We start from the raw sequence: 22,719 nt of genomic DNA on the forward strand, positions 1-22,719 counted from the left end.
GATGGTTTGAGAAGGGAAAGAACGGCGCCTCCGGCGCCGGGTGTGGGGGTCGAGCGAGCGGAAGGAGCTGGGGATGGCGACGAGGGTCCGGTTGACGGCTAAAGAGCGCGGCGAGGAGGTCCTGCAGGCGGCCGTGCAGGCGTTTGCGGCGTCTGGGTACGAGGGCACCAAGACGGACGAGATCGCCCGGATGGCCGGCGTCTCGCAGCCGTACGTGATCCGCCTCTTCGGGACCAAGCAGCAACTGTTCCTGGCCGCCGTGCAGCGTTCCTGTGCCCGGATCGAGGACATCTTCCGCGAGGCCGCCGCCGAAACACCCGAGCTCGGCGCCCTCGGCCGCAACTACAAGGCGCTACTCTCCGAGCCCGAACTGCTCCTGATCCTCCTCCACGGCTTCTCCGCGAGCGGCGACCCGGCCATCGGCGACTGCGTCCGGGAACGCTTCGGCAGCATCTACAACCTGATCCGCGAGCTGACCGGCGCCTCCCCGCAGGAGGCCCGCGAGTTCCTCTCCGCCGGCATGCTCCTCACCGTCATGTCCGCGATGCAGGTCCTCGGCCCGAACGCCATCCCGATGCCCTGGGCCGAGGAGATCGCCGACACCCTCGGCAACTAATCCAGCTTCTGACCGGCCGCGAACCAGATCGCGCCCGTCCCCAGCGCCATCGCAACGACGGTCACCACCAGCGAACCCGGCACGTCAGCCCCACGAACCAAAGCCGCACCCAACGCAACCACCGGCACCAGCAACAAGGCGATTGCCGCAGGCAACCACCACCGACGCAGCGCCTCCGGATGGACCCGCGCGTACGACGGAAGCTGAGCAGTGAACGCAGTCCCGAGATGAACCACCACCAGCGCGAGCGCAGTGACCACCAGGCTCCACGAAATCTCGCCCGGCGCACGCATCAACCAGCCGAGCGCAACGATCAGCAAAAACACCAACCCAGCAAGGGAATCCGGCAGCACAACAGTTGCCACCAGCATCGGTACGCCGACCAGCGGAATCAAATCCAACTGATCCCAGGACTGCACAGCCGGCACAACCAGCGCAACGGCACCCGCGGCCGCGATGATCAACCGCGCGACCAACACCGCCCGCCCCGACGCCCGCAACTGCGCCAACCACACCGTGATCTTCTCGGCAGCACTCATGACCGAATCCTCGGAGCCGCGGACAGTCGGGCAGCATCCCGCAGTACCTCATCGAGTGTTCCCGAACCTCGCCACGGAACCGTCGGTACGCCGAGGTCGCTGAGCCGATCCAAATCTCGCCGACGCTCGAGCAACCGCGTTCGCCATGCGAGCGGCCAGGTCCGGGCGTCGTGCGCCTCCGGGTCCAGGACCGACGTGATGTCGGGCGGCAACGTGTCGATCGCGATCACCGTGCAGCCGGAGTGGACCAGCGTCACGATGTAGCCGAGCACGACCGGGCGCAGAAGCGGACTGAGGACGAGCACGAGGCTGTCCGACCGGACCCGATTCCGCCGCGCCAACTGCTCCTCGTCCTGCTGCCGGCCGCGTCGATCCGCGTGCACGAGCGTGTCCAGGATCCGCCGCAGATGCGCGCGCCCACTCCCAGATCGCACGCCACGGAACAAACTCCCGGTGTCGATCAACCGCACCCGGTCGCCGTTGCGCAGATAGTGTTCGGCAACCGCCGCGGCCGCCCGGACCGCGGTGTCGAGACTCGAAGACCGCCCGTCGATCCCTTCACTGATCCCGATCTCGCCACCGGTGTCGACCATGATCACCACCTCGGTGTCCCGGTCCGACCACGTCGACGTGACGTGCAGCTCCTGGGTCCGCGCCGACACGGCCCAGTTGATCCGCCGCAACCGGTCGCCGGTCCGGAACGGCCGCACCCCGGCCAGCTCGGTCCCCTCCCCCGGCCGCCGCGACCGGTGCAACCCGACCAGCCCAGCCGGCCGCGGTACGGCGTCGACCGCCTCGAACCCTTCCCGCAACGGCAACGTCGTCACCGCCTGCGACTCCACCGACGTCACCTGGATCCGGTACGCCCCGACCGACGACGTCGCCGTGACCGTTGGTCGCTCCAACGACCGCAGTCCCCAGCGCTTCGATCGTACGCCAACCTCCAGCGTCACCTCACCCTGCGAAACCGGCTCCGCGATCCCGGCCTGCGGCGGGTCGTACTGGAACCACGCCGTCCGCGGCAACGCCGCCACGATCAAGTCGATGTTCGGGTCGAGAGCATCCGGCACCCGCAACCGGTACGTCGTCGCCTGTCCCTCGAACAACACGTCCGCGTCGAGCTCGGTGTGCACCTCCGGCCGCTCCCGGGGCCGGAAGAACCGCCCCCACGCGGCCAGGAACGCCAACGGCAACCCGAACACGGCTGCATCCGGGCGCCGCAGCAGGACCGCGACGCCGACCAGCACCGCGGACACGCAGATCCCCCGGATCTGCGCGTGCGTGGGTCGCCAGCTCATGCGCTCGTCGCGCCGACCACGGTAGGCGGCGCCGCGACCGAACCGAGCACCGTCCGCACCACCGTCGCCCCGGTGACCTCATGCAGCCACAGCTCCGGCCGCACCGTGATCCGGTGCGCCAGCGCAGCCACAGCCACCGCCTTCACATCCTCCGGTACGACGTAGTCGCGGCCCTGAATCACGGCGTACGCCCGTGCCGTCAGCAGCAACGCCAGCGACCCACGCGGCGATGCACCCACCAGCACCTGCGAGTCCCGACGGGTCGCCGCGGCCAGGTCGACGCAGTACTGCCCGACGGTGTCGTCGACGTTCACCGTCTCGACGGTCCGCTGCGCGGCGCGCAGTCCATCGGCGTCAGTCACAGCGTCGACAGTCTGGTCCTCGGTACGACGGCTCATCCGACGCCGGAGTACCTCCCACTCCTCGGCCGGACTCGGGTAGCCGAAGCCGATCCGCAGCATGAACCGGTCGAGCTGAGCCTCGGGCAGCGGGTACGTGCCTTCGTACTCGACCGGGTTCGCCGTGGCGAGCACGTGGAACGGATTGGGTAGCGGGAACGTCTGGCCCTCGACGGTGACCTGGTGCTCCTGCATCGACTCCAGCAGGGCGGCCTGCGTCTTCGGTGGGGTCCGGTTGATCTCGTCGGCCAGCAGCAGGCCGGTGAAGATCGGGCCTGGCCGGAAGACGAACTCGGACTCCTTCTGGTCGTACACGAACCCGCCGGTCACGTCCGACGGCAGCAGGTCCGGCGTGAACTGCACCCGCCGGAACTCCAGCCCGAGCGCCTGCGCGAAGGACCGCGCGGCCAGCGTCTTCGCCAGGCCCGGGTAGTCCTCCAGCAGCACGTGCCCGCCGGCCAGGACGCCAGCCAGCACCAGCTCCAGCGCCTCGGCCTTACCGACCACGGCCTGGCTGACCCGCTCCAGCACCTGCCGGCACAGCTCGGACACCTCGCCGAGCGTCAGCTCGCCATCAGTCACACGTACCTCACAGGTTCTCGATGGTGTGGATCGCGTACTCGATCTCGTCGAGGGACGCGGTTCGTTTGTCGTCACCGGTGATCAGCAACCAGAGCCGGTCGCCGGTGATCGCGCGGGCCTTGTCCGGCTCGCTCTCGGGGTCGACGCCGTGCTGGTGCACCAGGCGGTCGGTGGTCAGCTCCAGCAGCAGCGGCCGAACCCGGCGTACGAAGGTCTGCGACCCTTCACCGACCCGCCGCTCACGGCTCGACTCCTGCAACCAGGTGGCGATGAACTGGGTCCGGTTGTCGCTGGTCTGGGTCCGCAGCGAGGCAAGCTTGTCGTCGTTCCGACCGGGCCAGCTCGTCTCTACCACCTGTGGAAGAACCAGCCGGATCGCCAGCGACGCAACCCCGATCGCCAGCGCCGCCGCCACGAACCACAGCGGTTTCGGCGCCATCCCGGCCGCGCCGAACACCGCCACCAGCAGCAGGCTCGCCAGCACAGCGAGCCCGACATGCAGCAAGAGCATCTTGTTCGGCCGCAGCGATCGCCTTCGTTTGACCTCCGGCGGCGGCCCCTTCTCTTCCAGTTCGGACCAGCGGTACGACGTCATCCGGTGACCTCCGCCTCGGCCGGATGAGCGGCCGCGAGTTCGTCACGGAGCCGCACCAACGCCGATCGGGCCTCCGTACGGGCCTGCTCGCTCGAGCCGTGCGTGGAGTACCGCGCCTCGCGGTACAGCTCACCGAGCCGCACCAGCTGCCCCTCGGAGATCCCGCCGATCCCGAGCACCCGCACGGTGAACTCGGCCGGTGTCTCCGACGGATCCCGCGGTACGCCGGCCGACGCGGCCGCCTCCTCCAGCGCGACCCAGCACGCGATCACCGCATCCGTCGCCAGACCGGAATCGATGCGAGCCAGCCCCTCGTCGACCGCCTCGGCCAGCCGCGCGGTCTTCAACCGCTCCCAGTCCGCGTCGTCAGGCTCGGCCTGCGGCAGCCGCACCTTGCTAACGATCCGGTAGATGACCAGGCCGATGAACACGAGCAACGCCGCGATCGCCAGGTAGATCACCGCCTGCCACAACGCCTTCAGCCAGGCCGGCATCTCGACCGGTTTGACCTCGCGCTGTCGCGGTGTCCCCGACGGCGGCGGCGCTCCGGTGTCGGACGGCGTGATCGTCGGCAACGGCCGCGGGCTCGAACTCAGCGTGCTCTCGCTGACCGGGCGGACCGGTCCACTCGCCGACGCGAGCACGACGAAGCCGGCCGCGACAACCCCCAGGAGCAGGAGGGCGGCGACCGCGAGCGCACCCCGCCGCTGCGTCTGCATCTGGGCAGGCTACCTCGTCAAAAGCCCGTATCGAGGAACGGGAGTCGCGATGTGGAAAACGCTTCCGCAGTCGTGGCCAGCGCGCCGGCGGTGTGCTCCTCGACGAGACCGGCCCGGCCGAGTCTGGTCAGGGACGGGCGGCCGAGGTACACGGCGCCGAGATCCCGGACGTGCAGAGTCAGGTCCGCGTCCCGGGACGTGGACTCGCACCGAGCGCCCTCCGGTCCGCCTTCGAGCTGCCAGCGGCCCGCGTTCCACGGGAGGAAGTCGTCGATCACCTCGATCACGACCTCGACGTCCCGCGCGTACGTCCGCCCGGCGAGCGCCGTACCCACGTTGACCGGCCGCACCCACAGGCCGTCCCGGGTGATCGGCGACGGCGCCCGTGGGTCGAGCAACAGGTCCAGCAGCGGGTCGTCGGACGCGACCGTCTCGCAGCGGGTTTCACTGAGCAGATCTGGCTCCAACAGATAGCGCCACAGCGCAGCATGGGATGCCAGGTCGGCCGCGTGCACCCGCTGCACGTCGACGTACCCCTTCTCTGCCCGCTTGGTCCGGTAGTGCGCGAATCCGGTCAGCTCGCCGTCCCGCTCGGCCAGCACGCACCGCAGCTTCGACGCGTTCGAGGTACTGGTCATCAAGGTCTCGCTGATCGTGAACTCCTGCCAGCGCTCGTCGTGCTGGAACATCCCCGGCCGTTCGAGGGCCAGCTCGTTCCGCAGCTCCGCACATCGGGACAGGCTCTCGCGTACGTCGACGTACCGGATCCGCACCTCGTCGATGCCTGCCACAGGGCGCAGTGTGCGCGACACCTTCGGTACGACGATCTCCTGGACGTCCGAAGCGAGCCCGTACCCGAACCGCGGGTAGATCACCGGCTCGCTCGCGGTCAGCGCGGCCAACGGCTCGGTGCCCGCCTCATGAATGTCGGTCAGTTGTGCCCGCATCAGGTCGCGGAGAATGCCGCGCCGCCTGTGCGTGGCCCGGACGCCGACCATCGTCACACCCGCTACCGGCAACTGCCCGCCGGGCACGGTCATCTGGTGCGAGAACGTGCCTGTATGCCCGACGAGCTGTCCGTCGTCGATCGCGACCGTGGACCGGTCGCGTTCCCAGATCTTTCGCTCGGACTCGTACTGCGCGTCCGTCCACGGCGACGAGAACGCCATGTCCAGGAGCTCCAGGAGATCGTCCCATTCACCGGTGAACCGCCCGATCTCGATCGCCATGCCCCTTGACTATCAGACGAACGGGCGGCTCACCTGCCTTTTTCGAGGTGCTACACAGTGATCGACCAGTTGGTGAGGGTCCCGGTGTCGCCGTAGCCGTTGTCACCGATGCGCAGCGTCCAGGTGCCGGTGGCGCTCTCGTCGGCCGCAACGGAGTACGTCTTGGACGCCGGCAGCGGGTGGCACGTCGTACCGCCGGACCGCTGCAGGTAGTACCAACGGCCGCTCGGCGAGACCAGGCTGATGTTGAGGTCCTCGAGGCAGGTGTGGTTGCCCTCGACGGTCACCTTCACCGGGCTGTTGGTCCGGCCGGTCGCGGTCGACTGGACGCTGCTGACCGCGACCTGGAAGTCGCGGATCGGATAGTCGGTCCCGTTGGAGTAGGTCCGCTCGCCCGGGCCTGGGTCGCCAGGATCGCTCGAACCGGTCAGCAGCGTCAGGTTCCACTTGGCCAGGGCTTCGTTGACAGGCTGGAAGATCGAGTTGTCCTGCCCCGGGGAGCAGGTCGAGTTGCCGCCCGAGTGCACACCGACAGCCTTGTCACCGCGCAACCACGCGCCGCCGGAGTCGCCGCCTTCCGAACACGCCGTGGTCGTGGTCAGCCCGTCGATCACCACGGTGCCGTAATCGATCGTCTGGTTGACCGCGGTGACCGTGCCGCACTCCCAGTTCGGAGCCGTGTTGCCGCTGTGGCACACGGTGTCGCCGACGATCGCCTCGGCCGATCCGGTCACGGTGACGGCCGGCTGGCCCCAGGTGTTGACGTTCGGCGAGATGGTCCAGCCGGGTTCGGTGACGGCGACCACGCCCATGTCGCCCTCTTGGGCGTTGACGCTGCGGGTGCCGCCGACGTTCGACGTACCGATCCGGTTGGCCTGGCCGCTGGCGCCGTACGCTGCCTGGTTCGCGTCGTTCGTGCAGTGTCCGGCGGTCAGGAAGTGCTTGTTGCCCTGGGCATCCGTTGCCGGGAACGCGACCGAACAGTTGCTCTCGGCACCCGGCCACCACGGGTCACCCGGGTGAACCACCCCGGACTGCTGGTGGAAGTCGGAGGACACCCGGACCACTCGGACGCCTTCGCCGAGCGCTGCAAAGGCACTGGTGGTACTGCGTGCCTTGACGACGACGCTGTTCGTGACCGGGTCGATGCCCCAGCTCTGCAGGCCGTGCTGACTCCGCGCGATCCGATCGACCTGGGCGAGCAGGCTGTCGAGCTGTTGCCGGCTTCGGGTCACGTACTGCGGAACCGCGCCGGCGGCACGCACCTGCGCAGCCGCCGATTCGTTGGTCACGGCAACCATCAGTCGACCGTGATCGATCCACCGGCCGGCCTGGCCAGGTGAGTCCGCAAGCCGTACGGCGACCTGCTGAGGACTGGCCGGCTCCGGTACGGCGTCGTTGTAGGCGACCGCGTGGCCGGGCGTCACGACCAGCATGCCGCCGAGGAGAGCAGCGGACAGTATTCGTTTCATGGTTGTAGCTCCTTGCGTTCGGGCGGGGACGGTGCACCGAACGTAGGAGCTGACTCAGCCCGGCGGAATCGCCGGAAGCCCTTTCACAGTTAAGAATCCGGGTCTTAACAGTTCACTCCGGCCAGGTCCACCGGAAGCCGTAGCGGCCCGGCCCGAAGTTCAGTACGACGCCGTGTACCTCGGCCTCCACGTCGACCGGCCGGACCAGCTCGTCCTCGTCGTCCAGCTGCGAGAAGCCGACGCAGCTGGCCGGCACCTGCCCTGGCTCGAAACACAGCTCGAGGACGAACTCGCGCACCGGCAGGCGGAACTTGCGCTCGTAGTTCGTCGCCGGCGGGTACGGCGGAACGTTCACCAGCTCGTGTTCGGTGATCACGGTCTCGCCCTTACGCAACGGACGGTCGAACAGCAGCTCGGCGACCAAGAGCCCGTCGGCAGGACGCCGTACCGTCCGGCCGAGCCGGCAATGCCGCAGCGGACGGATCTCCGGCAACGGCCGGTCGTGCTCGTCGAGGTGCATGATCACGACCCAGCGATCCGGACCGTCGGCCTCGGCCCGCAGGACCTGCCGGGAGTGGTAGGCGCGTTCACCGCGGTCCGGGCCGATGAAGACCCGGTCGTGCTGACTGATCCGCGTCAACCGCTCGTCCCACCGGATGTCGACTCCGCTGACTGCCTCTTCGACCGCGTCCGGCCGAGGCCAGTACGCCGCCAACTCGGGCCGGTCCGGCACCGTGCTCAGCCAGCGACCCCGCCGCCGGGGCGGACCGAGCGAGGCGGACAGCGTCCCATTGGGGACTTCCAGCACCGCCTCCAGCAGCTCCACCGCCGCCAGCGAGTCGCGTCGCTCGGGTCGCGACCGCCCCGACTGCCAGTAGCTCAAGGTCGCCAGGCTCACCGACACGCCCTGCGCCAGCAACCGCTCCCGGATCCGCTCGAGCCCCAGCCCGCGCGCCTGGATCGCCGCGCGCAGCACGTCCGCGAACTCCCGCTCGCCCATGCCCCGGACCCTAGACACCACACCGCTCCCTGGCCACCGTTAACTGTTAACTGGTTCGTCCTCGGTCTGGACTGATGAAAATCGTTTTCATATACTGTTGCCATGACCGCCCAATCGAAGACGTCGTTGTCGCTGCTGGCCGGGCTCTCCACGACGCTGCGCGAACCAGTGCTGGTCTCGATGATCGACGCCGGTACGGTCGCCGTGGTGGTCGATCAAGACGAGCTGCCCGGGCGGGGTGTGCTGACCTGGCGAGTGCTGGACGCGTCCGGGCCGATCGACGCCGGCGAGTTCGCCGTCGGCGACGACTGCGGTGCGTGCCAGCTGATCGAGTCGCTGCTGCCGTTGCTCGAGGCCCTGGTCGCGCGTGCGCGCTGGGGTCACGTCGTACTGGCCGCTCCGCCGGCGATGGAGGCGCGACCGATGGTGAAGGCGCTGGTCGCCACGTTGCCCGAGATCGTGGTCGACACGGCGACCTGCGTCGTCGACGCCGTACTGCTGGTCGAGCAACTGTCCGGCGACGAACTGCTCGCCGAACGCGGTCTCGCCCTCGGTTTGCCGGATCGACGCAACGTCGCGGAGCTAACCGCCAGGCAGATCGAGTACGCCGACATCTGCGTCCTCGCGAACGCCCACCGCGTCGCAGCGCCCGACCGGCTGCGCAACCTCCTACTGCATCTGAACCCACGGACGACCGTGGTGGGCACGGATCCCGCCGGCGTGCCGACCGGAGCGGTTGCTCGGACCGGACGGTTCGACTTCAAGGCCGCCGAGGCGTGGGCGGGTGAGCTCGCATCCTCGGATCGGGTCCAGCCCAGCGGCGACGGTGTGACGACGGTGCTCTGGCGGTCGACGCGCCCGCTCCACCCGACCCGGCTCAACGACGCCCTCGAGGACATCGTCAACGGCGTCGTACGCAGCCGCGGCGTGGTCTGGCTGGCAAACCGCCCCACCCAACGCGTCCGCTGGGAATCCGCCGGCTACAGCGCATCCCTCGGCATGCTGGGCGAATGGTCCGAGACCAACCACCTAGCCGAATGCACAGTCGTCGCAACCGGCATGGGTCTAGACCCAGCCCGCCTCCAAACAATCCTCGACGCCTGCCTACTAACCGAATCCGAACTAGCCAGCCTCGACTGGAACGACCTGGACGACCCCTTCGCGGGTGTCTTCTAACCCAGCAACGGCAGGCGGTCGGCGTGTGGGCCGAGCATGTCTAAGTCGGCCTCGTCGAGGGGGACGCGGCCAGTTGCTTTCAGGATGTACGTCGTGGTGTCCCAGCCGATCACGTCCCAGGCGTCCGGGCCGAACAGCCCGTCGAGGGTGCGCGCGGTCACTTGGAGTCCCTCCGAATCCGGTTCCGGCGCGTCCGGCAGACCGACGATCAGGTCGAGGTGATGAACCGTTGCCTCAAGCACCAAAGTCGCGACGAAGTCGGTCGCGCACAATACGTGTCCCTGAGTCTCGATCCGGTGGCCCTTCGTGACCAGCCCTCGGGAAGCCGCGCGGACCGCCGCCTCCGACACCTCCCGCCAGTGCTGCACAAGCAGACCCGGCTTCCGGTACGACGCGGCGACGCCCCGAACGAAACTGGTGTCTAGCTGAGGCGGGAAGCCCTGCCAGTACGTGACGAAATCCCGATCAGGATCCACGACGGTCGGGCTGGCGAAGGCGATCAGCGCCCGCTGAGCGTCGTACAGGAGATGGACGAGCAGTGGACCGACGGGCATGCCGGGGCATCGGGTGTCGCGCTGGAAGTCAGCGTCGCTCAGCCCCTGCACCGTCTCGGTCAGCCGCCCGTAGGTCCGCCCCAGCGTCGCCGCCAGTCCCAGCGGCAGCGCGCCGCGATCGGGTGCCTTCATCCCCGGCCTCCTCGGTGTGTCCTCTCCGAACTTAACCCGGGAACACGCCGAGGTGTTCCTCAGGACCTGGCCGTGTCCAGGTGGGCGGCGGCGCTGGCCTCGAGATGGCTGAGATCGGAGGCGACGGTGGCGAACGTGTAGCCCTGCTCAAGACGGCGTTTCGCCGACTCCCCGTCGAAGGTGTGGATGCCGGCCGCGATCCCAGCCTCCTGCGCAGTCCGGGCGATCAGCTCGACCGCTTCCTCGAACGGGCCCTCGATCTCCGGGTCACCCGGGAAGCGTGCACCCAGCGCGAGCCCGAGATCCGACGGGCCGACGTACACCCCGTCGAGGCCGGGTGTCGCGCAGATCTCGGCGACGTTCTTGAGGCCGAGCGGCGTCTCGATCATCGCGAGTACGACGGTCGCGTCGTTGCTGTCGGCCGGCACCGGCCCGATCCGCAGCGACGCCCGCATCGGCCCGAACGACCGCACTCCCACCGGCGGGTACTTCGCCGACCGAACCGCCCGCGCCACGTCGTCCGCACTGTCGATCAGCGGCACGATCACCCCGGTCGCACCGGCGTCCAGCGCCCGCCCGATCGGCGTCGTCTCGTTCGCCTCGACCCGAACCAGCCCGACCGACGGCCGCGGTCCGATCGCCGACCCAGCGTCGATGGCCAGCAGCCCGGTCATCAGCCCCTGGTACCCGATCAACCCGTGCTGCCCGTCCAGCACCACGTAGTCGTACCCCAACCGAGCAATCCGCTCAGCCACCGGCGGCACATCCAACGTGATCCAATACCCAACCAACTTCTCCCTGGCCCGGACCCTACGCGCGAAATCGTTTGCACTCACATACTGCAGACTATCTACACCGGTGGTACGCCGTGGCGGCGGTGGGAGAAGGTTCGGTCTTTGGATTGGGCTGCGGCTAGGCGGGCGATCAGGTCGGCGCGGAGGTCCTCGGGTTCGACGATTGCGTCGATGACCAGGTCGGCGGCCAGGCGGAGGATGTCGATGTCGGCCTCGTACTCCTCGCGGAGCTTGGCGACGTACTCGACCCGTTCGCCGGCGTCGGCGATCTCCTGGATCTTGTTGTAGTAGACGGCGTTGATCGCCGCCTCCGGACCCATCACGGCGATCTTCGCGGTCGGCAGCGCGACGCACGCGTCCGGCGAGAATCCGGGTCCGCACATCGCGTAGAGCCCAGCGCCGTACGCCTTCCGGACGATCACCGACACCGTCGGCACGGTCGCCTCGGACACCGCGGTGATCATCTTCGCGCCGTGCCGGATGATCCCGGCCCGCTCGACCTCGCTCCCGATCATGAAGCCCGGCACGTCGCACAGATAGACCAGCGGCACGTTGAACGCATCGCACAACCAGATGAACCGAGCCGCCTTGTCGGCGGAGTCGACGAACAGTACGCCGCCCTTCACCGCCGGCTGATTCGCCACGATCCCGACCACCTGCCCGGCCAGCAGCCCGAATCCGACCACGAGTTCCGGGGCGTACGCCGGTTTGATCTCGAAGAACGTGTCCGCGTCGACGACCGCGTCGATCACGTCATGGATGTCGAACCCGACACTCTCCTCGGCCGGGACGAGATCCCGGGTGAAATCGCGGCCGGCGTCCGAGGCGTCGTACGACGGTGGTCGCGAGCGCCACGAACCCGGGAGGTAGGAGAAGTACTGCTTGGCGAGCTCGATCGCCTCGGTGTCGTCGGACGCAAGCAGATCGCCGCAGCCAGAGACGCTGGTGTGCATCCGGGCGCCGCCCATCTCTTCCAGCGTGACCTTCTCGCCGACGACCATCTCGGCCATCCGGGGCGAGCCCAGGTACATGGACGCATTCCCGTCGACCATGATCACCAGATCGCAGAACGCCGGGATGTAAGCACCGCCGGCCGCCGACGGGCCGAACAGGCAACAGATCTGCGGAACCTTGCCTGACAGCGCGACCTGATTGTGGAAGATCCGGCCCGCGCCACGACGGCCCGGGAACAGGTCGACCTGGTCGGTGATCCGGGCGCCGGCCGAGTCGATCAGCCAGAAGATCGGCAGCTCGTCGCGGAGGGCGACCTCGGTGATCCGGACCATCTTCTCGACCGTCCGGGCACCCCACGAGCCGGCCTTGACGGTCGGGTCGTTCGCGACGAGCAGCGCCGGCCGGCCGTCGACGAGCGCACGTCCGGTGACCACGCCGTCGGCGGGGAGACCAGGGTTGAGGGAGTTCGCCAGCTGAGCGTCCTCGACGAAGCTGCCCTCGTCGACAAGCAGCGCGATCCGATCCCGGACGTACAGCTTGTTCTGCGACGCCAGCTTCGCAGCGGCCTTCTCAGGCGGTCCAAGGGTCGCCTCGCGGGCAACCTTCACCTCGGTCCAGTGATCGCGCGTCATGCGGCCATCATTCCACCGGGAGCCCGAGCGAACGGGCGATCAGCATGCGCTGCACCTCCGACGTACCTTCGCCGATTTCCAGGATCTTGGCGTCGCGGTAGAAGCGGGTGACCGGGTACTCCTCCATGAAGCCGTAGCCGCCGAAGACCTGAGTCGCGATCCGGGTCGCGGTGACCGCGGACTCGGTCGCGTAGAGCTTGGCGACCGACGCGGCCCGCTTGAAGTCCTCCCGCGACGCCTTGGCGTCCTTCAGCGCGGCGGCACGGTAGACCAGCAGCTCGGCCGCGTCCGCCATCACCTTGAGGTCGGCGATCTGGAACGCGACCCCCTGCTTGCGCCCGATCGGTACGCCGAACGTCTTGCGCTCACCGGCGTACTGCACGGACAGCTCCAGGCACGCCCGGATGCAGCCGAGCGCGACCGCCGCGATCGCGACCCGCCCGTCATCCAGCGTCGCGAGGAACTGGCCGAACCCCTTGCCGCGCTCACCCAGCAGGTTCGAAGACGGGACCCGGCAGCCGGCGAACGACAGCGGGTGCGTGTCCGAAGCGTGCCAGCCGAGCTTGTCGTAAGCCGCTTCGGCGACGAATCCCGGCGTACCGCTCGGGACGATGATCGTCGAGATCTCCGGCTTGCCGTCCGGCTTCTCGCCGGTCCGCGCGGTGACCGTCACGCACGACGTGATGGACGAGCCGGAGTTGGTGATGAACTGCTTCGAGCCGTCGATCACCCACTCGTCACCGTCGAGTACGGCGCGGGTCTTGGTCGCGCCGGCGTCCGACCCGGACTCCGGCTCGGTCAGCCCGAACCCGGCCAGCGTGCGGCCCGCGACCAGGTCGGGCAGCCAGGTGGCCTTCTGTTCGTCGGTGCCGAAGGTGAGGATCGGGTTGATGCCGAGCCCGACCGCCGCCTCGAGCGTGATGCCCATCGACTGGTCGACCCGGGAGATCTCCTCGATCGCCACGCACAAGCTGGTGAAGTCGCCGCCGGCCCCGCCGTACTCCTCCGGCGCGGTCAGCCCGAACAGGCCGAGCTTGCCCATCTTCTGCACGACCTCCACCGGGAAGTAGTGCTTGCGGTCCCACTCGGCCGCGGACGGCGCGATCTCCGCCGCGGCGAAGTCGCGGACGCTGTGGCGGAACTCGCGGTGTTCCTCGGACAGCTCGAACATGACGCACTCCCTGTGCTTGACGCTTACGTAAACGTAAAGCAATCTGGGAGGCGTGCACAAGCCCGCGGAGACCTGGTCGATCGCCGAACTGGCGACCGAGTACGACGTCACGCTGCGCACGATCCGGTTCTACGAGGACCGCGGCCTGCTCACCCCCGAGCGCCGCGGCACCGCCCGCGTCTACCACCCGCGCGACCGGATCCGCCTCAGCCTGATCCTGCGCGGCAAACGCCTCGGCTTCTCCCTCGACGAGATCGCCAAGATCGTCGACATGTACGACGCGGAGCCCGGTGAGGAAGGTCAGCTCGTCTACCTCCTCGACCAGATCACCCACCGCCGTGCCGAACTCGAACAACGCCGCCAAGACATCGAAGAAACCCTCCACGACCTCGGCGAAGTAGAGACCCGCTGCCGTGCGGACCTGAAAGCCCTCAGATCGACGGCTGCGGACTGACTACTTGTTCTTGCGGCCGTAGAGCCAATAGGCGACGGGAGCCGTACCCAAGGAGTTCAGCAGGGTGAGCGCCAGTGCCCACAGCGGCTTGGGGCCTCGGACCTGATCGGCCGGGCGACGGGCGAGGTCAGCCAGGGCGACTGCCTTCAAGACGCTCTCGACAACCCCCGCGATGATGACCAGTCGCCGCCGCGAAGGACTCAGGTCGGCCCATCTCTTCTCGCTCACGCTTCCACCATGCGCCCGCGACACCCCACAGGCAAGCAGCGCCGGCCCTAGGCGGTCTGCAGCTCGACAGGAGGTGTCGGGTCGCAGGAGCGCGACACGCCGGGGACAACCGCTTGCCGGACGCTCCAGCGATCGACACCTCCTGTCGAACTGCAGACCTAAACGGCGACGGCCGACAGGTGGTGCGCTTGGTCGTACCTGCGGAGGGCGAGGGTGGCCAGGCGGGGGTCGGCGCCGAGAGGCGGGCTGACGCGATGACCGCGGGCGTGGCGGCGGACGAGACTCTCGAAGAAGCCGGGAGCCAGCAGGTACGTCGCCACCGCGAGCCGGCCCGGGGTTCGGGCGAGGACCGCGGGTAGGCGGTCGCCCGCGCCGGACACGTAGCCGACGGAGACCGGGCGATCGATCCGGCGGGACAGCATGGCAGCCGTGTCCGTGCAGTCGGCGAGGGCGCGAGGGTCGGATGAGCCGGCCGCGGCGAGGACCACGTGGTCAACGCGGCCGAGGTCACCGAGGCGGTCCGCGAGGATCTCTGCCAGCACCGGGTCGGGACCGAGAGCAGGGGCCGCCTGGACTCGGCCAGGGTAGCGAGCCGCCTCAGCGGCGACGTCAACGTAGACGTGGTAGCCACCGGACAGCAGGAGCGGCACCACCACAGCTTGGTTGCTATCAGCAACGACGCGGCGCACGAGCCCGGGCAGCGCGGGGAGGTCGACGTCGACGAAGCCGAGGGAGATGGGAAGGTCGGGACGCTGGCGGCCCATCAGCCGGACGAGCTCGTGGACGGCGCGGATGCCTCGAGGATCCGCCGTACCGTGGGCGACCGCGACCAGGTCTGGGGTCATGTGGGGACCGCTGCGGGCTCAACGGCCAGGCGGTAGCCGCGGCGGACGACCGTGCGGACGAGCTCCGGGCGGCCAACCGCCGTACGCAGCCGGTTGACCGTCACCTCGACGGCGTGCACGTCCTCAGCTCCGGGCAGTACGGCGAGCAACTCCGGCCGCGAGACCACGTCACCGCCCGCGGCGACCAGGGCCGCCAGTACCGCACGAGGTCCGGGACCTAGCGGCAGTACGACGCCATCGAGCACCGCCGCGCCGCCGCGGATCACCAGCTGGCCAAACTCGGTCTCGATCGAGCGCGCGTTGTCGTCCGTGAGGCGGTCGGTCACGATTCGGATCAGCGCGCCCAGCCGATAGCGATCCGGGATCAGTGGCTCGAGACCCAGCGCACCAAAGGGCCCCGCGGTCACCGGCCCGACACAGGCGTTCAGCACCCGACCGGTCCGCAGCGCCGACACCAACGGGTCGTACTGCCCGGCCAGCGCCGCCGCGTCGAGCATCGCCTGCGCAGCCGGCGCCGACGTGTGTACGACGGCATCCACAGTCCCGGCGCAGACCTGCGAGATCATCCGCTCCACCACAGCCGCGTCAGGCGCCGGCCCCCACCGATACACCTCCAACCCGCGCACCGACGCCCCCGCACTCCTCAGCGCGTCCTGCAACGAGGGATCAGACAACCCATGCAGTTGTACGACGATCTTCCGGCCGTGCACGCCCTGCGCGCGCAGCCAGTCCACCACCTCGGCCGTCGTCTCGGACCGCGCCGACCAGTGCTCGACCAGCCCAGCAGCCCGAATCGCACCACGCGCCTTCGGACCCCGCGCGAGGATGCGCGACTGCTCCAGCGTCACCAACAGGTCCGCGGCCAGCCCGGCCGTGTCGGCCGCCTCGATCCAGCCACGGAAACCGACCGCGGTGGTGACCACGACATCGTCCGGCGGGTTCGCGATCACCCGCCGGGTCGCCTCGAGCAGCGCGTGATCGTCCATCACCGGCACGATCTGCAGCGTCGGCGCGTGCAGCACCTTCGCGCCCCGCCGCTCGAACGACGCGATCAGATCCTCCGCACGCCGGTGCGCGGTGATCGCGATCGTGCAGCCGCTGAGCGGCCCGGGCCTAGTGGCCACCGGGACCCACCACAACCTGACCATCGACCACGTCGACTCGATACACCGGCACCGACACCTCCGGATCGTCCAGACACACCCCGGTGCGCAGATCGAAGACCTGCTTGAACATCGGCGAGGCAACCGTCGGTACGTCGCCACGACTGCCGACGATGCCGCGCGACATCACGTTCGCCCGGCTGAACGGATCCTGGTTGCCGATGGCAAACACCTCGCCGTCGTGAGTGCGGAACAACGCAATCTGCACATCCCCGAGCAGCGCCGCAACACCACGCTCCGGCAGCAAGGCGTCGTACCCACACACCACCAGAGCAGTCTGGACACTCATCGGCGTACCTCCAATCGGGGGCCGGCCAGGAGCACCGGCTCGAGCTGTCCGCGTTCGGCCGGGGTGGCCGGGCGCGGCTGGTTCCGCTCGACCACGTAGCGCAGGTCGGCGTCCGGCTGGTCCGGCGCGTTCACGAACGAGACGAAGCGGGCCAGCTTGCCGGGATCGTCCAACGTCTCCCGCCACTCGTCGACATACGAGTCCACGTGCTTGGCCATCGCCGCGTCCAGGTCGGCCGCGATCCCGAGGCTGTCGTTGAGTACGACGTCCCGCACGTGGTCGAGCCCGCCCTCGAGCTCGCGCATCCACACCGCCGTCCGCTGCAACCGGTCGCCGGTGCGGATGTAGTACATGAGGAACCGGTCGATCGCCTGGAACAGCTCCTCGTCGGAAAGGTCGGACGCGAGCAGTTCCGCATGACGCGGCGTCATCCCGCCGTTCCCACCGACGTACAGGTTCCAGCCCTTCTCGGTCGCGATCACGCCGACGTCCTTGCCCCGAGCCTCCGCACACTCGCGAGCGCAACCGGAGACGCCGAGCTTGAGCTTGTGCGGCGACCTCAGCCCGCGGTACCGCAGCTCCAGCGCGATCGCCATCCCCACCGAGTCCTGTACGCCGTACCTGCACCAGGTGGAGCCGACACACGACTTCACCGTCCGCAGTGCCTTGCCGTACGCGTGCCCGGACTCGAATCCGGCGTCGACCAGCCGCTTCCAGATCGCCGGCAACTGCTCGATCCGCGCGCCGAACAGGTCGACCCGCTGGCCGCCGGTGATCTTCGTGTACAGACCGAAGTCGCGGGCCACCTCGCCGATCGTGATCAGGCCCTCCGGGGTGATCTCGCCGCCGGGGATGCGCGGGACGACCGAGTACGTGCCGTCCTTCTGCATGTTGGCCATCACGTGGTCGTTGGTGTCCTGCAGCGTGGCGCGCTCACCCTCGAGGACGTGACCGGCCGGGTCCAGGCTGGCCAGGATCGACGCCACCACGGGCTTGCAGATGTCGCAACCACGCCCGGACCCGTGCCGCTCGACGATCTCGCTGAACGTCCGCAGCTCGGTGATCCGAACGACATCGAACAGCTCGGCCCTCGACAGCGCGAAGTGCTCACACAACGCCTTGCTGACCTCGACCCCGGCCTCGGTGAGCTCGCTGTTGAGCAGATTCTTCACGATCGGCAGGCACGAACCACAGCTGGTCCCGGCGCGCGTCTCACCGCAGACCGACTTGATGTCGGAGCATCCCTCGCGGACGGCGCACCGGATAGTGCCCGCGGATACGTTGTTGCACGAGCAGACCGGCGCATCGTCGGGCAGCTCCAACTGCACCGGTCCAGCACCCTCGGGCAGCAAGAACGCGGCCGGGTCAGCGCCAAGCTCTCTGCCGACCATCGGGCGAAGTCCGGAGTACGCCGACGCATCGCCGACGAGGATGCCGCCGAGCAGGGTACGAGCGTCGTCCGACAGCACGAGCTTCTTGTAGACGCCGGCCACCGGGTCGGCGTACACGATGTCGAGCGCACCCTCGGTCGCGCCGAACGCATCCCCGAAACTCGCCACGTCGACACCGAGCAGCTTGAGCTTGGTCGAGGTGTCCGCGCCGGGGAAAGTTGCCTCGCCACCTAGTAGGCGGTCGGCAACTATCTCGGCCATCGTGTAGCCGGGGGCAATCAATCCCCAGACGCGCCCTTCAATACAAGCGACTTCGCCGATCGCCCACACACCGGGCACCGACGTACGGCAGGCCTCGTCCACGACGACGCCGCCGCGTTCGCCGATCTCCAAACCGGCTTCACGGCCCAGCTCGTCGCGGGGACGGACACCGGTCGCGAAGACGACCACGTCGGCCGGCAGGTCGGGGCCATCGGCAACAGCCATCGCCCGCGCTGCCCCTTGCGGAGTGAGCTTGACCCGCTGACATTGCGTTGCTGTGAGTACTTCGACATCGAGTCCCGCAATCAACCGGGACAGGGCCGACCCGCCGCCCTCGTCGACCTGCAGTGGCATCAACCGTGGCGCGAACTCGACGACCTTCGTGGTGGCATCCAACGCACGCAGCGCACCGGCCGCCTCCAGGCCGAGCAGCCCACCTCCGACGACGACGCCGCTGACCTGCTTACCCTCGGACTTCAGCCGCTCGACGTACACCCGGAGCGCCGCGACATCGTCGATGGTCCGGTAGACGAAGCAGCCTTGCGCATCGTTGTTCTTGACCGGCGGGACGAAGGCCGCCGAACCAGTCGCCAGGACAAGTTCGTCGTACCCGATCTGCTCGCCGCGCGAGGTCGTCACGGTGTTGGCCGAGGTGTCGATCGAGGTGATCCGCAGGCCCTTGCGCAGGTTCACCGCCGGGTCGTTCCACAGGTCGGGGTCGCCGAGCGAGAGGTCCTGTGGGTCGCGGCCGGAGAAGTAGCTGGTCAGCGCGACCCGGTCGTACGGCAGCCGCGGCTCCTCGGCGAACACCGTGATCCGGTACTGGATGTCCGTGTCGCGTTGCCGCAGCGCCTCGACCAGCCGGTGCGCGACCATGCCCCCGCCGACCACCACCAGGTGCTTGGCCTTGTTCAGCTCTGCCATCGTCGCCCTCCTGCTCAGGACTGGTTCGGTCTCGCCGCGACGAAAGCGGTCGAGCAGTTCGCCGACGGCACCGGTGCAACTGCCGCACCCGGTTGTCGCCCGCGTCATGGCGGCGATGCCGGCAACACTGTCGGCACCCCCACGCCAGGCCGCCTCGATCGCGACCCTGGTGACCCCGTTGCACCTGCAGACCGGCGCCGCCTTCAACTTTGGTACGACGGGCTCCACCAGCAACCCGTCCGCCACGACCGGTGTACGCCGATCCGCCAGCAAGACCAGCTCTGCGGCGACCTCCGGCGCCCCCACTGCGACCGCTGACCGCACGACGCCATCGCGGAGAACGGCCCGCACATATCGCGTGTCGTCCTCGAGCCGCACCACCTCGCCGTCCTCGTCTTTGTTGCCTAGGACAAGTACGTCGAGCCCGCCCGCGGTCAATCGCACAACCTCGTAATCGGGAAGCTCAAAGTGCTTTCCCATCAAGTGCGTAGCGAGCGCCTCAGCCTGCGTCCACGCAGAGTCAACGGTCCCGGTGACCCGACCATCGATCTCCGCACAGTCACCAATCGCGTGCACTCGCGGGTCATCCGGGCTGGTGAGAGTCCGGTCGACCACGATCCCAGTCCGCACGGTCAGACCGTCCGCGAGCTCGGTGCGCGCCTGCACGCCACACGCGGCGACCAGCAGTTCGCCGTACACCTCCCGCCCGTTCGCCAACCGCAGCGCCCGGAACCGCCCGTCCCTCACCGAAGTCCCGTCGACCTCGGCGTTCAGGAGCACCTCGACCCCAAGCTCCCGCACCGCCCGCGTGACCCGTCGGCCCGCGGAAGGCCGGATCGCCTTGTCCAGCAGGGTTTCCCCGTCATGTACCAACGTCACCGCAACCCGGCGTTCCCGAAGCGCACACGCAGTCTCGACACCGAGCACACCCCCGCCCAGCACGACCGCGCGCCGCACCTCCCCCGCCGCCGCAACGATCGCCCGCGCATCGTCCACAGACCGCAACGTGCAAGCACCATCGATCGCCGCGATCGGAACCGCGCCGGTAGCGAACACCAGCCGGTCGTAGCCAAACTCCCGCCCGTCAGCGACAGTCACCACCCGACGACCCCGATCAACCGCCACCGCGGTCGCGACCGGCTCGTCGCCCACCACCGGCTCCGCCCGCCCCGCGACGAACTCGGTCAGTCGGCTCCGGTTGTACGACGGTTCGTCGCCCAGCACAGTCACGTCGTACGACGGCAACAGCTGAGCCAACCGCCGCCCCGCCATCCCACCGCCGATGATCACGACTCTCATGCCGAAACCCCCGTCGCCGGAAGGGCCGCAGCAGTGACCTCAACCGCACACGCCTTGAACTCAGGCATCCCCGACACCGGGTCGAGCACATCGTTGGTCAGCTCGTTGACCGCCTCCGCCCCACCGAAGTGGAACGGCACGAACACCGTGTCCGGCCGCACGTCCGCCGTCACCCGCGCCGGCAGCACCATCGACCCACGCGCAGTACGCAACCGCACCGGCCGCCCGTCACCGATCCCCAACTGAGCGGCCACCCGCGGATGAATCTCCGCGAACACCTCCGGCTCGGCTTCGGCCAACTCCGGCACCCGCCGCGTCTGCGCCCCACTCTGATAGTGCTGCAGCAACCGCCCAGTCACAAGATACAGCGGCGCCTCCGCGTTGAGGTCATCCGCCACCGGCCGATGATCGACCGCCACCACATGCGCCCGCCCGTCCGCCGTCGGGAACCCGTCCGCAAACAACCGCGGCGTACCCGGATGCCCTTCCGACGGCACCGGCCAGAACAAGACCTCGCCGGCATCCAACCGGTCCCAGGTGATCCCCGAGTAGTCGGCTCTCCCACCAGCGCTCGCTCGCCGAAGCTCCTCGAACACCTCAGCCGGATCGGTCGAAAACCCTTTACTACCAAGCCTTTCGGCCAAACCAGCGAACACCGCGAGATCGCTCCGAACCTCACCCGGTGGCGGTACGGCGGCCCGCCGCCGGAGCACCCGCCCCTCGAGCGAGGTCATCGTCCCGTCCTCCTCGGCCCACTGCGTGACCGGAAAGACGACATCCGCCAGCAACGCGGTCTCCGACGGTACGACGTCCGCCACGACGAGCAGATCCAACGAGGCGAGCCGTTCACGGACGGAGGCGAGATTCGGCGCCGACACGAGCAGGTTGCTCCCGTGGACGAGCAGCGCCTTCGGGCCATCCGACGTACCCAGGGCGTTGATCAGCTCGACCGCGCTCTTCCCTGGACCGGGCAGCTCATCGACACCCCAGACCCGCATCAGGTGTTCGCGAGCGGTTGGATCCGAGATGCTGCGGTAGCCGGGCAGCTGGTCGGCCTTCTGACCGTGTTCCCGACCGCCCTGTCCATTCCCTTGCCCGGTGATGCAGCCGTATCCACTGCCCAGCCGACCTGGGAGCCCGAGCGCCAACGCGAGGTTGATACAAGCGGTCACCGTGTCGGTACCCTTGCTGTGCTGCTCCGCACCCCGACCGGTCAGGATGAACAGTCCCCGCCCGCCGTGGACCGGAGCCGCCGCAGCCAGCACCCGCGCCGCCCGCCGGATGGTTGCGGCCGGCACACCAGTCACCCGCTCAGCCCGCTCCGGCCACCAGGAAGCCGTCGAGCGAATCAGCAGGTCAGGGTCATCAGTCCGATCACGGAGGTAGGTCGTGTCGGCGAGGCCCTCCTGCACCACCACGTGAGTGAGCGCGAGCACCAACGCCAGGTCAGTCCCAGGCGTTGCTTGCAGGTGGATCCCACCTGCATCGGAGGTCAGTCCAGCAGTGGCCGAGCGCCGCGGGTCGACGACCAGAAGCCCACCCGAGTCCCTCGCGCTCTGCAGATGAGCGACCGCCGGCGGCATCGTCTCGGCAATATTGCTACCGACCAGCAGGACCGCGTCCGCACCACCCAGATCGGCCAGCGGGAACGGCAGTCCGCGATCGATCCCGAACGACCGGTTGGTCGCGGCCGCCGCCGACGACATACAGAACCGTCCGTTGTAGTCCACGTTCGCGGTCTTCAACGCCACCCGAGCGAACTTGCCGAGCGCGTACGCCTTCTCGTTCGTCAGCCCACCGCCACCAAACACCGCCACCGCATCGCGACCGTGCGCCGCCTGCAGCGTCCGGATCCGCTCAGCGACGAAGTCCAGCGCGGCGTCCCAGCTCGTCTCCACCAGGTCTCCAGCACCGTCGCGGATGAGCGGCGTGGTGAGCCGATCTGGCACCGTGAGTACCTCTGCAGCCGTCCACCCCTTGCGACACAGCCCGCCCTGACCCCGC

Annotated in this window: 21 protein-coding genes; 3 read left to right on the forward strand and 18 right to left on the reverse strand. The window is 68.8% G+C overall.

The genetic code is table 11. The features are described 5' to 3' along the window. Positions 1–73 precede the first annotated feature (73 nt). Entirely contained in the window at positions 74–616 is a 543-nt protein-coding gene (locus EV650_RS33150) for a TetR/AcrR family transcriptional regulator (protein ID WP_134123108.1), read from the forward strand. On the opposite strand, the gene EV650_RS33155 is transcribed toward EV650_RS33150, so the two are convergent. The 8 genes from EV650_RS33155 to EV650_RS33190 all read right to left on the reverse strand — a co-directional run bounded on the left by EV650_RS33155 (position 613) and on the right by EV650_RS33190 (position 8,466). Further along, on the reverse strand, positions 613–1,155 hold the full coding sequence (locus tag EV650_RS33155) for a hypothetical protein (protein ID WP_134123109.1): 543 nt from the start codon (positions 1,153–1,155) through the stop codon (positions 613–615). The genes EV650_RS33150 and EV650_RS33155 overlap by 4 nt on opposite strands. Further along, on the reverse strand, positions 1,152–2,453 hold the full coding sequence (locus EV650_RS33160; protein ID WP_134123110.1) for a DUF58 domain-containing protein: 1,302 nt from the start codon (positions 2,451–2,453) through the stop codon (positions 1,152–1,154). Before EV650_RS33160 ends, EV650_RS33155 begins: the two co-directional genes overlap by 4 nt. After that, positions 2,450–3,433, reverse strand: coding sequence for an AAA family ATPase (locus tag EV650_RS33165; protein WP_134123111.1), 984 nt, complete (start codon positions 3,431–3,433; stop codon positions 2,450–2,452). The genes EV650_RS33160 and EV650_RS33165 overlap by 4 nt, the downstream gene beginning before the upstream one ends. 7 nt (positions 3,434–3,440) lie before the next feature. After that, positions 3,441–4,028 (reverse strand): hypothetical protein, encoded by a 588-nt coding sequence (locus EV650_RS33170; protein WP_238174636.1) that lies wholly within the window; start codon positions 4,026–4,028, stop codon positions 3,441–3,443. Further along, positions 4,025–4,747: a DUF4129 domain-containing protein gene (locus EV650_RS33175; protein WP_134123112.1), complete on the reverse strand. Its 723-nt coding sequence runs from the start codon at positions 4,745–4,747 to the stop codon at positions 4,025–4,027. Before EV650_RS33175 ends, EV650_RS33170 begins: the two co-directional genes overlap by 4 nt. Before the next feature lie 17 nt (positions 4,748–4,764). Then, positions 4,765–5,976, reverse strand: a complete 1,212-nt coding sequence (locus tag EV650_RS33180) for a GNAT family N-acetyltransferase (protein ID WP_134123113.1) — start codon at positions 5,974–5,976, stop codon at positions 4,765–4,767. A gap of 50 nt (positions 5,977–6,026) precedes the next feature. Beyond that, positions 6,027–7,448 carry a proprotein convertase P-domain-containing protein gene (locus EV650_RS33185; RefSeq protein ID WP_134123114.1) on the reverse strand — a complete coding sequence of 474 codons (1,422 nt, stop codon included), beginning with the start codon at positions 7,446–7,448 and terminating at the stop codon, positions 6,027–6,029. 112 nt (positions 7,449–7,560) lie between these two features. After that, positions 7,561–8,466 carry a helix-turn-helix domain-containing protein gene (locus EV650_RS33190; protein WP_238174637.1) on the reverse strand — a complete coding sequence of 302 codons (906 nt, stop codon included), beginning with the start codon at positions 8,464–8,466 and terminating at the stop codon, positions 7,561–7,563. Between the two features lie 84 nt (positions 8,467–8,550). Between EV650_RS33190 and EV650_RS33195 the strand changes: the two genes are divergently transcribed. Further along, the gene (locus EV650_RS33195; RefSeq protein ID WP_134123115.1) at positions 8,551–9,624 is read left to right on the forward strand and encodes a CobW family GTP-binding protein; all 1,074 of its coding nucleotides are present in this window, start codon (positions 8,551–8,553) and stop codon (positions 9,622–9,624) included. Here the strand turns inward: EV650_RS33195 and EV650_RS33200 are convergent. From EV650_RS33200 to EV650_RS33215, 4 genes are read right to left on the reverse strand one after another with little or no spacing between them, the layout of a single operon-like run. After that, the gene (locus EV650_RS33200) at positions 9,621–10,310 is read right to left on the reverse strand and encodes a maleylpyruvate isomerase N-terminal domain-containing protein (protein ID WP_134123116.1); all 690 of its coding nucleotides are present in this window, start codon (positions 10,308–10,310) and stop codon (positions 9,621–9,623) included. The two genes, EV650_RS33195 and EV650_RS33200, sit on opposite strands and share 4 nt — an antisense overlap. A 59-nt stretch (positions 10,311–10,369) precedes the next feature. After that, a complete protein-coding gene (locus tag EV650_RS33205; protein WP_134123117.1) occupies positions 10,370–11,146 on the reverse strand; it encodes an HpcH/HpaI aldolase family protein in 777 nt (258 codons plus the stop codon). Between the two features lie 14 nt (positions 11,147–11,160). Continuing rightward, positions 11,161–12,690 (reverse strand): acyl-CoA carboxylase subunit beta, encoded by a 1,530-nt coding sequence (locus EV650_RS33210; RefSeq protein ID WP_134123118.1) that lies wholly within the window; start codon positions 12,688–12,690, stop codon positions 11,161–11,163. A gap of 7 nt (positions 12,691–12,697) precedes the next feature. Next, positions 12,698–13,861, reverse strand: a complete 1,164-nt coding sequence (locus EV650_RS33215; RefSeq protein ID WP_134123119.1) for an acyl-CoA dehydrogenase family protein — start codon at positions 13,859–13,861, stop codon at positions 12,698–12,700. 52 nt (positions 13,862–13,913) lie between these two features. Between EV650_RS33215 and EV650_RS33220 the strand changes: the two genes are divergently transcribed. Further along, positions 13,914–14,315 carry a MerR family transcriptional regulator gene (locus EV650_RS33220; RefSeq protein ID WP_134123120.1) on the forward strand — a complete coding sequence of 134 codons (402 nt, stop codon included), beginning with the start codon at positions 13,914–13,916 and terminating at the stop codon, positions 14,313–14,315. On the opposite strand, the gene EV650_RS33225 is transcribed toward EV650_RS33220, so the two are convergent. The 6 genes from EV650_RS33225 to EV650_RS33250 form a co-directional block, all read right to left on the reverse strand. Beyond that, positions 14,316–14,543 (reverse strand): hypothetical protein, encoded by a 228-nt coding sequence (locus EV650_RS33225; protein ID WP_134123121.1) that lies wholly within the window; start codon positions 14,541–14,543, stop codon positions 14,316–14,318. Positions 14,544–14,701: 158 nt separating this feature from the next. Next, the gene (locus EV650_RS33230; protein WP_134123122.1) at positions 14,702–15,388 is read right to left on the reverse strand and encodes a sirohydrochlorin chelatase; all 687 of its coding nucleotides are present in this window, start codon (positions 15,386–15,388) and stop codon (positions 14,702–14,704) included. After that, a complete protein-coding gene (locus EV650_RS33235; protein WP_238174638.1) occupies positions 15,385–16,512 on the reverse strand; it encodes a uroporphyrinogen-III synthase in 1,128 nt (375 codons plus the stop codon). The genes EV650_RS33230 and EV650_RS33235 overlap by 4 nt, the downstream gene beginning before the upstream one ends. Next, complete coding sequence (nirD, locus tag EV650_RS33240; RefSeq protein WP_134123124.1) at positions 16,502–16,840, reverse strand: nitrite reductase small subunit NirD; 339 nt, start codon at positions 16,838–16,840, stop codon at positions 16,502–16,504. The genes EV650_RS33235 and nirD overlap by 11 nt, the downstream gene beginning before the upstream one ends. After that, on the reverse strand, positions 16,837–20,715 hold the full coding sequence (nirB, locus tag EV650_RS33245) for a nitrite reductase large subunit NirB (RefSeq protein WP_134123125.1): 3,879 nt from the start codon (positions 20,713–20,715) through the stop codon (positions 16,837–16,839). Before nirB ends, nirD begins: the two co-directional genes overlap by 4 nt. Beyond that, positions 20,712–22,664 (reverse strand): molybdopterin oxidoreductase family protein, encoded by a 1,953-nt coding sequence (locus EV650_RS33250; protein ID WP_439648822.1) that lies wholly within the window; start codon positions 22,662–22,664, stop codon positions 20,712–20,714. The genes nirB and EV650_RS33250 overlap by 4 nt, the downstream gene beginning before the upstream one ends. Between the last annotated feature and the right edge of the window lie 55 nt (positions 22,665–22,719).

Source organism: Kribbella kalugense (assembly GCF_004365875.1).
GTDB lineage: Bacteria > Actinomycetota > Actinomycetes > Propionibacteriales > Kribbellaceae > Kribbella > Kribbella kalugense.